General features: G+C 59.4%; 12 protein-coding genes. 10 read left to right on the forward strand and 2 right to left on the reverse strand.

Going from position 1 to position 12,801, the window contains the following annotated elements:
* The first annotated feature begins 20 nt into the window (after positions 1-20).
* Together argF and GSM73_RS16270 are read left to right on the forward strand one after the other, a co-directional pair.
* Entirely contained in the window at positions 21-941 is a 921-nt protein-coding gene (argF, locus tag GSM73_RS16265; protein ID WP_047227024.1) for an ornithine carbamoyltransferase, read from the forward strand.
* Positions 938-2,047, forward strand: a complete 1,110-nt coding sequence (locus GSM73_RS16270; RefSeq protein ID WP_160893234.1) for an ABC transporter ATP-binding protein — start codon at positions 938-940, stop codon at positions 2,045-2,047. Before argF ends, GSM73_RS16270 begins: the two co-directional genes overlap by 4 nt.
* Before the next feature lie 105 nt (positions 2,048-2,152).
* On the opposite strand, the gene GSM73_RS16275 is transcribed toward GSM73_RS16270, so the two are convergent.
* Together GSM73_RS16275 and ybaK are read right to left on the reverse strand one after the other, a co-directional pair.
* The gene (locus GSM73_RS16275) at positions 2,153-2,962 is read right to left on the reverse strand and encodes a PhzF family phenazine biosynthesis protein (protein ID WP_047227026.1); all 810 of its coding nucleotides are present in this window, start codon (positions 2,960-2,962) and stop codon (positions 2,153-2,155) included.
* A 171-nt stretch (positions 2,963-3,133) separates the two neighbouring features.
* Positions 3,134-3,604 (reverse strand): Cys-tRNA(Pro) deacylase, encoded by a 471-nt coding sequence (ybaK, locus tag GSM73_RS16280; protein ID WP_076383708.1) that lies wholly within the window; start codon positions 3,602-3,604, stop codon positions 3,134-3,136.
* 320 nt (positions 3,605-3,924) lie between these two features.
* Here ybaK and GSM73_RS16285 point away from each other — a divergent pair, with 320 nt between their 5' ends.
* From GSM73_RS16285 to GSM73_RS16320, 8 genes are all read left to right on the forward strand, one after another.
* Complete coding sequence (locus tag GSM73_RS16285; RefSeq protein WP_047227028.1) at positions 3,925-4,776, forward strand: MIP/aquaporin family protein; 852 nt, start codon at positions 3,925-3,927, stop codon at positions 4,774-4,776.
* Positions 4,777-4,851: 75 nt separating this feature from the next.
* Positions 4,852-6,357 (forward strand): glycerol kinase GlpK, encoded by a 1,506-nt coding sequence (glpK, locus tag GSM73_RS16290; protein ID WP_047227029.1) that lies wholly within the window; start codon positions 4,852-4,854, stop codon positions 6,355-6,357.
* 96 nt (positions 6,358-6,453) lie between these two features.
* A complete protein-coding gene (locus tag GSM73_RS16295) occupies positions 6,454-7,209 on the forward strand; it encodes a DeoR/GlpR family transcriptional regulator (RefSeq protein ID WP_047227030.1) in 756 nt (251 codons plus the stop codon).
* A 329-nt stretch (positions 7,210-7,538) separates the two neighbouring features.
* Entirely contained in the window at positions 7,539-9,077 is a 1,539-nt protein-coding gene (glpD, locus tag GSM73_RS16300) for a glycerol-3-phosphate dehydrogenase (protein ID WP_047227031.1), read from the forward strand.
* Positions 9,078-9,523: 446 nt separating this feature from the next.
* A complete protein-coding gene (locus GSM73_RS16305; protein ID WP_047227033.1) occupies positions 9,524-10,438 on the forward strand; it encodes a glutamate/aspartate ABC transporter substrate-binding protein in 915 nt (304 codons plus the stop codon).
* Between the two features lie 193 nt (positions 10,439-10,631).
* Positions 10,632-11,378, forward strand: a complete 747-nt coding sequence (locus tag GSM73_RS16310; protein WP_047227034.1) for an amino acid ABC transporter permease — start codon at positions 10,632-10,634, stop codon at positions 11,376-11,378.
* Positions 11,378-12,049: an amino acid ABC transporter permease gene (locus tag GSM73_RS16315; protein ID WP_047227035.1), complete on the forward strand. Its 672-nt coding sequence runs from the start codon at positions 11,378-11,380 to the stop codon at positions 12,047-12,049. Before GSM73_RS16310 ends, GSM73_RS16315 begins: the two co-directional genes overlap by 1 nt.
* Entirely contained in the window at positions 12,046-12,780 is a 735-nt protein-coding gene (locus GSM73_RS16320) for an amino acid ABC transporter ATP-binding protein (protein WP_047227036.1), read from the forward strand. Before GSM73_RS16315 ends, GSM73_RS16320 begins: the two co-directional genes overlap by 4 nt.
* Positions 12,781-12,801: the final 21 nt, after the last annotated feature.

Below are 12,801 nucleotides of genomic sequence, written 5' to 3' on the forward strand. Positions count from 1 at the left end.
GTGACAAAAGGTAGTCAATCATGAGCGCAAGGCACTTTCTCTCCCTGATGGATTTCACGCCCGACGAGTTGCTCGGCGTGATCCGTCGAGGCGTGGAGCTCAAGGACCTGCGTAATCGCGGCGTACTGTTCGAGCCCCTGAAAAACCGTGTGCTGGGGATGATCTTCGAGAAGTCATCGACCCGCACCCGTATTTCTTTCGAAGCCGGCATGATCCAGCTCGGCGGCCAGGCAATCTTCCTGTCGCCCCGCGACACCCAGCTGGGCCGTGGCGAACCGATCGGCGACTGCGCCATCGTCATGTCGAGCATGCTTGATGCGGTGATGATCCGTACCTTCGCCCACAGCACGCTGACTGAGTTTGCGGCGCACTCGCGCGTACCGGTGATCAATGGTCTGTCCGATGACTTGCACCCCTGCCAGTTGCTGGCCGACATGCAGACGTTCCTCGAACACCGCGGCTCGATCCAGGGCAAGACCGTGGCCTGGGTCGGCGATGGCAACAACATGTGCAACAGCTATATAGAAGCCGCGATCCAGTTCGACTTCCAGCTGCGCATCGCCTGCCCGGAAGGCTACGACCCCAGTGCCGAACTGGTGGCCAAGGCCGGGAGCCGGGTGACCATCGTCCGTGATCCGAAACAGGCCGTGGCCGGCGCGCATCTGGTGAGCACTGATGTCTGGACCTCCATGGGCCAGGAAGAAGAAACCGCCAAGCGTCTGAAACTGTTCGCGCCACTTCAGGTCAACCGCGCCCTGCTCGACCTGGCGGACGCTGACGTGCTGTTCATGCACTGCCTGCCGGCCCATCGCGGCGAGGAGATCAGCGTCGACCTGCTGGACGATCCACGCTCCGTGGCATGGGATCAGGCAGAAAATCGCCTTCACGCACAAAAGGCCTTGCTCGAGTTTCTGGTCGAGCCGGCGTACCACCACGCATGAGCCATACCCTGCTACTGAACCTGCAGAACCTGACTTGCGGTTATCAAAACCAGCGCGTCGTCCAGAACCTCAACCTGCACCTCAATGCCGGGGATATCGGTTGCCTGCTCGGCTCGTCCGGGTGTGGCAAGACCACGACGCTGCGAGCCATCGCCGGTTTCGAACCGGTACAGGAAGGTGAGATCCAGCTGGCGGGGGAAACCATCTCCCGCGCCGGTTTCACCCTCGCCCCGGAAAAACGCCGCATCGGCATGGTATTTCAGGACTATGCGCTGTTCCCTCACCTGAGCGTGGCGGAGAACATTGCGTTTGGCATTCGCAAGCATCCGGACAAGGACCGCGTGGTCGAGGAACTGCTGGAGCTGGTCAACCTGAAGAGCTTGGGCAAGCGCTTTCCCCATGAACTGTCCGGGGGTCAGCAACAACGTGTGGCCCTGGCTCGCGCCCTGGCGCCGGAACCGCAATTGCTGCTGCTCGACGAACCGTTCTCCAATCTCGATGGTGAGCTCAGACGCAAGCTCAGCCATGAAGTGCGGGACATTCTCAAGGTCCGCGGCACCAGCGCGATTCTGGTAACCCACGATCAGGAAGAAGCCTTCGCGGTGAGCGACCATGTCGGGGTATTCAAGGAGGGTCGGCTGGAACAGTGGGATACGCCCTACAATCTGTACCATGAACCGCTGACGCCATTTGTCGCCAGCTTCATTGGCCAGGGTTACTTCATTCGCGGCCAGCTCGACAGCCCGGAATCGGTGCAAACCGAGCTGGGTATCCTGCGCGGCAATCGGGCCTACACCTGGCCCATCGGTGGTGCGGTGGATGTGCTGCTGCGCCCGGACGATATCGTCTACGCACCGGACAGTCCGCTCACAGGCAGGATTGTCGGCAAGGCGTTCCTGGGGGCTTCAACCCTGTATCGCCTGCAATTGCCGACCGGAGCGCAGCTGGAATCCATTTTCCCGAGCCATGCCGACCATCTGGTGGGGGACAACGTCGGCATCCGCGTAGCGGCTGAACACTTGGTGCTGTTCCAGGCGTCAGGGAGCACGGCGGCCCATATACCCCCCGTGGAAAGCGGTGTGCGGCGCTACAGTACTGCCAGCTAGAAGCAATTGTGGGAGCGAGCCTGCTCGCGATGGCGTAGGCATATTCAGCATCGATGCAAGCTGAACCAACGCTATCGCGAGCAGGCTCGCTCCCACATTTTGACCTCAGAGATTTGAGATGAGGTTACCGGCTCCCCCCAACATCAACGTCCCACTGGCCACCAACGTCGCATTCCCGCCAATCTTCACCCGCTCTCCCTCAAGTCGGCAGAACAGTTCGCCGCCCCTGGCCGAGCACTGATAAGCCGTCAGCCCCAGCTTGCCCAAGCGCCGAGACCAGTAAGGAATCAGGCTGCAATGGGTCGAGCCCGTGACCGGATCTTCATTGATGCCAATCGCCGGGGCGAAATAACGCGAGACAAAATCATGCCGGCTTCCCGGCGCAGTCACGATTGCGCCCGGCCACGGCAGCTTCGCCAGGGCCGCCATGTCCGGCTTGCAATCGAGCACCGCCTGCTCCGACTCCAGCACGACGAACAGTTCGTTGGAGCTCAACACGTCCACCGCTTCCACGCCCAGGGCAGCCTGGACCACCAGGGATGCACCCAACTCGCTGGGGACGATGGCTGGAAAATCCAGCCATAGCCGATCACCTTCGCGAGTGACGCTCAACGCCCCGGATCGACAGATGAAGTCCAGTCGCTCGACGGTTTCGTGATAGACCTCGAACAGCACATGGGCGCTGGCCAAGGTGGCATGCCCGCACAACGGTACCTCAGTGGTGGGCGTGAACCAGCGGATATGCCAATGCTGGCCTTCACGCACCAGAAAGGCCGTTTCAGCCAGGTTATGTTCGGCGGCGATCCTTTGCATCAAGTCATCGGCCAGCCAGGCGTCGAGCCGATAGACCATCGCCGGATTGCCGCCAAACGGCCGATCACTGAACGCATCGACTTGATGAAACGCAAGCTGCATGGCACTTCTCCTTGTTATTGATGCATGAGCATGAGTGCCCAGCTACTGCTTTTCCAGTGACAGATCCGACGAATTTTCACCCTACAGCCCAGGACGAAGGCCCCGGCAGCCACCCAAGCCTAAGCCCGACACCATTATGACAACGGTACTTGCTCACGCCCTGCGCCGGTTTCAAGCACGCCCGATATCCGCAAACGCCGCCCCGGTATGCTCGGCCAGTACCGCAGGCGCCAGCTCTACCTCCAGCCCGCGCCTTCCGGCACTGACAAAGATGCTGGCGAACGGCTGGGCAGAACTGTCGATAAAAGTGCGAAGACGTTTTTTCTGCCCCAATGGACTGATACCACCGAGCAGATAACCGGTCGAACGCTGGGCGGCCGCGGGGTCGGCCATCTCGACTTTCTTTACGCCGGCGGCATGGGCCAGGGCTTTCAAATCCAGGCTGCCGACCACGGGCACCACCGCCACCAACAACTCGTGTTTTTCGCTGGCTGCCAACAACGTCTTGAAGACCTGCGCCGGATCCAGTCCAAGCTTTTCTGCCGCTTCCAAACCATAGGAGGCTGCCTTGGGATCGTGTTCATAACTGTGAATGCGATGCTCGGCGCGCACCTTTTTAAGCAGATCCAATGCCGGGGTCATGATCGCTCCTGAGGAAATTCGAATAAGCGTGGCCGGATTCTAAGTCATCGTCGGCCAAAAGGCGCTGGAACTGGGCTGCCAACCCCAGTGACTTAGCGTGAGCGAAACAGTCATTCACACCACGAATAGTTTAAATGTGACCAATGGTTCACTTTCGACCTTTGACACCAGCGTTTCTTGTCTATATTTTTTCGAAACTGAAAACAGAAATTCAGGTCTCAACCAACACCCCGAGTTCAGGATGAGGATCCTACCTCGGCGCTGAACGCGCGATCGGGCTTTACCGGACGCGCCAGACAACAACAAAAACCGAGGTTTGAATGACAATTGCTTTACAACAGCCACCCCTTTCCAGCCAATGCCTGGCCGAATTCCTGGGGACTGCCCTGCTGATTTTCTTCGGCACTGGCTGCGTTGCAGCGCTCAAGGTCGCGGGTGCGAGTTTCGGTCTGTGGGAAATCAGTATCATCTGGGGTGTCGGTGTCAGCATGGCGATCTACCTCAGCGCCGGCGTTTCCGGCGCACACCTGAACCCCGCCGTCAGCATCGCGCTGTGTATTTTCACCGACTTTGAAAAGCGTAAGTTACCCTTCTACATTATTTGCCAGGTGGCCGGCGCCTTTTGTGGCGCGCTGCTGGTCTACACGCTGTACAGCAATCTATTCTTCGATTTCGAACAGTCCCGGCAAATGATTCGTGGCTCAGAAGCCAGCCTTGAACTGGCCTCGGTGTTTTCCACTTATCCACACCCGGCGCTGTCCACTGGCCAGGCCTTTCTGGTGGAGGTGATCATCACCGCCATTCTGATGGGCGTGATCATGTCCCTGACCGATGACAACAATGGCCTGCCCCGCGGCCCGCTGGCGCCACTGCTGATCGGCCTGCTGATCGCGGTGATTGGCAGTTCGATGGGGCCGCTGACGGGCTTCGCGATGAATCCGGCGCGAGACTTCGGCCCTAAACTGATGACTTTCTTCACCGGGTGGGGTGAAATTTCCCTCACGGGTGGACGCGACATCCCGTACTTCCTGGTTCCGATTTTTGCACCGATCGTGGGTGCATGCCTGGGCGCTGCGGCCTATCGCGGGTTGATTGCCCGCCATCTGCCCAGCGCCGTGGCTGTTACAAAGGATGCAAAACCGGCCATTGACGGCAAACCCAGAACATCCTGAAACAATCGGCGCACACTCTGCCCGCTCAAGCGTGCGCCAGGCCTCACCCCTTATTCACGTCCCAAGGCAATCGACATGACCGACATTCAGAACAAGAACTACATCATTGCCCTCGACCAGGGTACGACCAGCTCGCGGGCGATCATTTTCGACCGCGACGCCAATGTGGTCTGCACCGCCCAGCGCGAATTCGCCCAGCATTACCCCCAGGCCGGCTGGGTCGAACACGACCCGATGGAAATCTTCGCCACCCAGAGCGCGGTGATGGTCGAAGCCCTGGCCCAGGCTGGCCTGCATCATGACCAGGTCGCCGCGATCGGCATCACCAACCAGCGCGAAACCACCGTGGTCTGGGACAAGACCACCGGCCGGCCGATCTATAACGCCATTGTCTGGCAGTGCCGACGTAGCACCGAGATCTGCCAGCAACTCAAGCGTGACGGCCACGAACCGTACATCAGCGAAACCACCGGTCTGGTCACCGACCCGTATTTCTCCGGCACCAAGCTGAAGTGGATCCTGGACAACGTCGAAGGCAGCCGCGAACGCGCACGTAACGGCGAACTGCTGTTTGGCACCGTGGACAGCTGGCTGATCTGGAAATTTACCGGCGGCAAAGTCCACGTCACCGACTACACCAACGCCTCGCGCACCATGCTCTTCAATATTCACTCGCTGGAGTGGGACGCGAAGATGCTCGAAATTCTCGACATCCCTCGCGAAATGTTGCCGCAAGTGAAGTCGTCCTCGGAAGTCTATGGCCGCACCAAGAGCGGCATCGCCATCGGTGGCATCGCCGGCGACCAGCAGGCCGCCCTGTTCGGCCAGATGTGCGTGGAGCCAGGCCAGGCGAAAAACACCTATGGCACCGGCTGCTTCCTGTTGATGAACACCGGCGACAAAGCCGTCAAATCCAATCATGGCATGCTCACCACCATCGCCTGCGGTCCCCGCGGCGAAGTGGCCTATGCTCTGGAAGGCGCGGTATTCAACGGCGGCTCCACCGTGCAGTGGCTGCGCGATGAGTTGAAAATCATCAATGACGCTCTCGACACCGAATACTTCGCCAACAAGGTCAAGGACAGCAACGGCGTGTACCTGGTGCCGGCCTTCACCGGCCTGGGCGCCCCCTACTGGGACCCCTATGCCCGTGGCGCGCTGTTCGGCCTGACCCGCGGCGTGCGGGTCGACCACATCATTCGTGCAGCGCTGGAGTCGATTGCCTACCAGACCCGCGACGTACTCGACGCCATGCAGCAGGATTCGGGCGAACGCCTCAAGGCCCTGCGCGTGGACGGCGGCGCGGTAGCGAACAACTTCCTGATGCAGTTCCAGGCGGACATTCTCGGCACCCGGGTCGAACGCCCTAAAATGCGGGAAACCACGGCTTTGGGCGCCGCGTATCTGGCCGGCCTGGCGTGTGGTTTCTGGGGCAGCCTGGAAGAACTGCGCGGCAAGGCCGTGATCGAGCGCGAATTCGAACCGCAACTGGACGAGCAGGCCAAGGAAAAACTCTACGCCGGCTGGCAGAAAGCGGTCAGCCGCACCCGCGACTGGGAACCTCACGAAGACGCTGAATAAGCCGAAGCTGGGTACGACGAGGGTCGTGAAACTGGTCGGGAGGGGATTCCTGCGGCATCATGGGCAAATTTTGTATGGCAGCCCAAAGGAAGCCCCATGAATCTGCCTCCCCGTCAGCAGCAAATCCTCGAACTGGTCCGCGAACGCGGCTACGTCAGCATCGAGGAAATGGCGCAGCTATTCGTTGTCACCCCGCAGACCATCCGCCGCGACATCAATCAATTGGCGGAACTGAACCTGCTGCGTCGCTACCACGGCGGCGCGGCCTATGATTCGAGCGTTGAAAACACCGCCTACGCCATGCGCGCCGATCAGATGCGCGACGAGAAGCAACGCATCGCCGAAGCCATTGCCGCCCAGATCCCTGACCATGCCTCGCTGTTCATCAACATCGGCACCACCACCGAATCCATCGCCCGGGCGCTGCTCAATCACAACCACCTGAAGGTCATCACCAACAATCTGCACGTAGCTTCGATCCTCAGCGCCAAGGACGACTTCGAAGTCCTGATCGCAGGTGGAAATGTCAGACGCGACGGAGGCGTGGTAGGCCAGGCCAGCGTCGACTTCATCAACCAGTTCAAGGTCGACTTCGCCCTGGTGGGCATCAGCGGGATCGATGAAGACGGCAGCCTGCTGGATTTTGACTACCAGGAAGTGCGGGTCTCCCAGGCGATCATCGCCAACGCCCGGCAGGTGCTGCTGGCGGCGGACTCCAGCAAATTCGGGCGCAACGCCATGGTCAGGCTGGGACCGATCAGCCTGATCGATTGCCTGGTGACCGATCAGCAACCCGTGCCGGCCCTGGCGCAATTGCTGAGCCAGCACAAGATTCGGTTGGAAGTGGTCTGAGCTCCCCCCGAAACCCTGTGGCGAGGGGATTTATCCCCGCTTGGGCTGCGCAGCAGCCCCAATACAGTCAACTCAATTTGCCTCATATACCGAGTCGCCTGGTTTTAGGGCTGCTGTGAGCCCAGCGGGGATAAATCCCCTCGCCACAAAAGCATCTCCGACCACATCAGCGACCCTCTTCATGTTCGAAAATTTTCCTTTCAGCTTCCTTTGATCAGTATTTTCAATCGAAGTCTGCTGGCTGTTGCCGAGTTTATGGGCTAGTATTTTCGCAAATGAACATTAATGTTCGAATTCAAATATTTCGAAAAAAAGCCCGAGGCCAGCCGATGCCCACTTCTACCTTGCCTACGCCCCCTCTCGCTGAGGTTTACGATGTCGCCGTCATTGGCGGCGGGATCAACGGCGTGGGGATTGCCGCAGACGCAGCGGGTCGCGGCCTCTCGGTGTTCCTTTGCGAAAAGGACGACCTGGCCAGCCACACCTCCTCGGCCAGCAGCAAACTGATCCATGGCGGCCTGCGCTACCTCGAACATTACGAATTCCGTCTGGTGCGCGAAGCGCTGGCCGAGCGCGAAGTGCTGTTGACCAAGGCTCCGCACATCGTCAAGCAGATGCGCTTCGTCTTGCCCCACCGCCCGCACTTGCGCCCCGCCTGGATGATTCGCGCCGGCCTGTTCCTCTACGATCACCTGGGCAAGCGCGAACAACTTGCCGGTTCCAAAAGCCTGAGATTCGGCGCCGACAGCGCGCTGAAAAGCGAGATCACCAAAGGCTTTGAATACTCCGACTGCTGGGTCGACGATGCGCGCCTGGTGGTGCTCAACGCCATGGCCGCCCGGGAAAAAGGCGCCCATGTCCACACTCGCACACGTTGCGTGAACGCCCGTCGCAGTAAAGGTTTGTGGCATTTGCATCTGGAACGCGCCGACGGCAGCCTGTTTTCGATCCGCGCCAAGGCGCTGGTCAACGCGGCCGGTCCTTGGGTTGCCAAGTTCATTCGCGACGACCTGAAGCTGGAGTCGCCTTACGGCATTCGTCTGATCCAGGGCAGCCACCTGATCGTGCCGAAACTCTACGAAGGCGAGCACGCGCACATTCTTCAGAACGAAGACCAGCGCATCGTCTTCACCATTCCGTATCTGAACCAGTTCACCTTGATCGGCACGACCGACCGCGAATACACCGGCGACCCGGCCAAAGTGGCGATCACCGAGGGCGAAACCGATTATTTGCTCAAAGTGGTCAACGCGCACTTCAAGAAGCAGATCAGCCGCGACGATATCCTGCACAGCTATTCCGGTGTTCGGCCGTTGTGCAACGATGAATCCGACAACCCATCGGCCGTCACCCGGGACTACACACTGGCGCTGTCGGGCAGTGCGGACGAAGCCCCGCTGCTGTCGGTGTTCGGCGGCAAGCTGACCACCTACCGCAAACTGGCCGAATCGGCCATGGCGCAGTTGGCCCCGTATTTTACCCAGATGCGCCCCAGCTGGACTGCCGTGGCTACCCTCCCCGGCGGCGAAAACATGACCACCCCGCAAGCGCTGTGCTCGGCGATTCGTGACAAATTCGACTGGGTGCCGACCGAGCTTGCCCGTCGCTGGGCCACCACCTATGGCAGCCGCACCTGGCGCATGCTTGAAGGCGTGCACAACCTCGGTGACATGGGCGAATACATCGGCGCGGGCCTCTACACCCGGGAAGTCGACTACCTGTGCAGCGATGAATGGGCCATCGATGCCCACGATATCCTGTGGCGCCGCAGCAAACTTGGCTTGTTCACCACCGCGGCCGAACAGCAGAAGCTGCAGCAATACCTGGACAAGGTGGAGCACAACCGTCGCAAGATCGAAGCGGCCTGATCGGTTAGCCGCTTATACGAAAGCCCCTGAATCTGGCGATTCAGGGGCTTTTTGCTATCTGGCATACACCGCCGCCCTCTGTGGGAGCGAGCCTGCTCGCGATGAGGCCATCAACTTCAACATAAGTCTCGCCAGGCAGACCGCTATCGCGAGCAGGCTCGCTCTCACAAGACATGGAGAGGCCGGAATGCATTCGGTTTTCCGAACAAGACTCACCAGTCAATTCGGCCAACCGGATAAACAGCCTGTGGAAAAAATCAGAAAAAAGATTAATTACGTTTAAAAACAAACAGTTAATGTGAGTCAACTGGTCTGGCACGACTCATGCTCTACACTCCTTCGAGACGAATGCCTGCATGCCAACACAACAGGAGCTGCCAGGTACTTCGAAGCACTCAGGGCCGACGAACCGGCTGAATAAGAAAAACAATGTCGAGGAAATATCGATGCGCATCGTTCCCCATCTCCTGGGCGCAGCCATTGCTGCCGCTCTGATCAGCACCCCGGTTTTCGCTGCCGAACTGACCGGTACGCTGAAAAAGATCAAAGAGTCCGGCGTCATCACGCTCGGGCATCGCGACGCTTCCATTCCGTTTTCCTATATCGCGGACGCCTCCGGCAAACCGGTCGGCTATTCCCACGACATTCAGCTGAAAGTCGTCGAAGCCCTGAAAAAAGAACTGGACGTGCCGAACCTGCAGGTCAAGTACAACCTGGTGACCTCGCAAACCCGTATCCCACTGGTGCAAAACGGCACCGTCGACCTGGAATGCGGTTCCACCACCAACAACGTCGAACGTCAGCAGCAGGTTGATTTCTCCGTTGGCATCTTCGAGATCGGCACCAAGCTGCTGTCCAAGAAGGACTCCAAGTACAAGGACTTCGACGACCTCAAGGGCAAAAACGTCGTAACCACCGCCGGCACCACGTCCGAGCGCATCCTCAAGTCCATGAACGCCGACAAGCAAATGGGCATGAACGTGATCTCGGCCAAGGACCACGGCGAATCGTTCAACATGCTCGAAGGCGGCCGTGCCGTTGCCTTCATGATGGACGACGCCTTGCTGGCCGGTGAAATGGCCAAGGCCAAGAAACCAGGCGACTGGGCCGTGACCGGTACCCCGCAGTCCTTCGAAATCTACGGTTGCATGATGCGCAAGGGCGACGAGCCGTTCAAAAAAGCCGTCGATGACGCCATCAAGGCCACCTACGCCTCTGGCGAAATCAACAAGATCTACGAAAAATGGTTCATGCAGCCAATTCCGCCAAAAGGCCTGAACCTGAACTTCCCGATGAGCGAAGAGCTCAAGAAACTGATCGCCGAACCGACCGACAAAGCGGCCGACGAAAAGAAATCCTGATTCCTGACTAACCTTGTCCCCTGGAAGTGCTTTTGCGCTTTCAGGGGATGGTCACTCCCTGCTGGCATATCTGGAAACACTCGAACCGGTGGCTGTCGAGCCGATCGTGTGTGCCTGCCCTTCAAGGGTCAGGTGGGAATGGAGCTTCCCCAGGCGGGTATTTGCATATCGATCGATCTGAGGGGAGACCCTAATGAATTACAACTGGGACTGGGGCGTGTTCTTCAAGTCCACCGGCATCGGCAGCGAGATTTATCTCGACTGGTACGTGGCCGGCCTGGGCTGGACCATCGCCATCGCCGTCGCGGCCTGGATCATCGCCCTACTGCTGGGTTCGGTTCTGGGCGTGATGCGCACCGTGCCGAACCGGCTGGTGTCGGGTATCGCCACCGGCTACGTGGAGCTCTTTCGTAACGTACCGCTGCTGGTTCAGCTGTTCATCTGGTACTTCCTGGTGCCCGACTTGCTGCCTGCGGACCTGCAGGAGTGGTACAAGCAGGACCTGAACCCCACGACCTCGGCCTACCTGAGCGTCGTGGTGTGCCTGGGCCTGTTTACCGCCGCGCGGGTCTGCGAACAAGTTCGTACTGGTATTCAGGCGCTGCCGCGCGGCCAGGAATCCGCCGCACGGGCCATGGGCTTCAAGCTGCCGCAAATCTACTGGAACGTCCTGCTGCCCCAGGCCTACCGGATCATCATTCCGCCGCTTACCTCGGAATTCTTGAACGTCTTCAAGAACTCCTCCGTGGCCTCGCTGATCGGTCTGATGGAATTGCTTGCACAGACCAAACAGACCGCCGAGTTCTCCGCCAACCTGTTCGAAGCCTTCACCCTGGCGACACTGATCTACTTCACCCTGAACATGAGCCTGATGCTGCTCATGCGCATGGTCGAGAAGAAAGTCGCGGTGCCCGGCCTGATTTCCGTGGGGGGTAAATAATGGAACTCGACTTCACTGGCATCATCCCGGCCATTCCCGGTTTGTGGAACGGCATGGTGATGACGCTCAAGCTGATGGCCCTGGGCGTCGTCGGCGGGATCATCCTGGGAACCATCCTGGCGCTGATGCGCCTGTCCCACAACAAGCTGATCTCCAGCATTGCCGGGGCCTACGTCAACTATTTCCGCTCGATCCCGCTGCTGCTGGTCATCACCTGGTTCTACCTGGCGGTGCCGTTCGTACTGCGCTGGATCACCGGCGAAGACACCCCTATCGGTGCGTTTGGCTCCTGCGTCGTGGCGTTCATGATGTTCGAGGCGGCCTACTTCTGCGAAATCGTGCGGGCCGGCGTGCAGTCGATCCCCAAGGGTCAGATGGGCGCCGCCCAGGCGCTGGGCATGAATTATGGCCAGACCATGCGCCTGATCATCCTGCCCCAGGCGTTTCGCAAGATGACCCCGCTGTTGTTGCAACAAAGCATCATCCTGTTTCAGGACACCTCGCTGGTCTACACCGTCGGTCTGGTGGATTTCCTCAATGCTTCGCGGGCCAATGGCGACATCATCGGCCGCTCCCATGAGTTCCTGATCATCGCAGGTCTCGTGTACTTCACAATCAGCTTTGCCGCCTCGCTGCTGGTCAAGCGTCTGCAAAAAAGGTTCGCCGTATGATCTCTATCAAGAACATCAACAAGTGGTATGGGGACTTCCAGGTACTGACCAATTGCAGCACCGAGGTCAGCAAGGGTGAAGTTGTGGTGGTGTGCGGGCCCTCGGGTTCGGGCAAGTCCACGCTGATCAAATGCGTGAACGCCCTGGAGCCGTTCCAGAAAGGCGACATCGTGGTCGACGGTACGTCCATCGCCGACCCGAAGACCAACCTGCCGAAACTGCGCTCGCGCGTTGGCATGGTGTTCCAGCACTTCGAGCTGTTCCCGCACCTGACCATCACCGAAAACCTGACCATCGCCCAGATCAAGGTGCTGGGCCGCAGCAAGGAAGAAGCCACCCAGAAAGGCCTGCAACTGCTTGAGCGGGTCGGTCTGTCGGCCCATGCCCACAAGCACCCGGGCCAGCTCTCCGGCGGCCAACAGCAGCGCGTGGCGATTGCCCGTGCCCTGGCGATGGACCCGATCGTGATGCTGTTCGACGAACCGACCTCGGCCCTTGACCCGGAAATGGTCAACGAAGTGCTCGACGTGATGGTGCAACTGGCCCACGAAGGCATGACCATGATGTGCGTGACCCACGAAATGGGCTTCGCCCGCAAAGTGGCGAACCGGGTGATCTTCATGGACCAGGGCCAGATCATCGAAGACTGCGAGAAGGAAGAGTTCTTCGGCGACATCAGCGCCCGCTCCGAACGTGCGCAGCATTTCCTTGAGAAAATCCTGCAGCACTAAACAACACCGCTCCCCACTGTG

The sequence above is a fragment of the Pseudomonas sp. PICF6 genome, assembly GCF_009831705.1.
GTDB classification, from domain to species: Bacteria; Pseudomonadota; Gammaproteobacteria; order Pseudomonadales; family Pseudomonadaceae; genus Aquipseudomonas; species Aquipseudomonas rhizophila.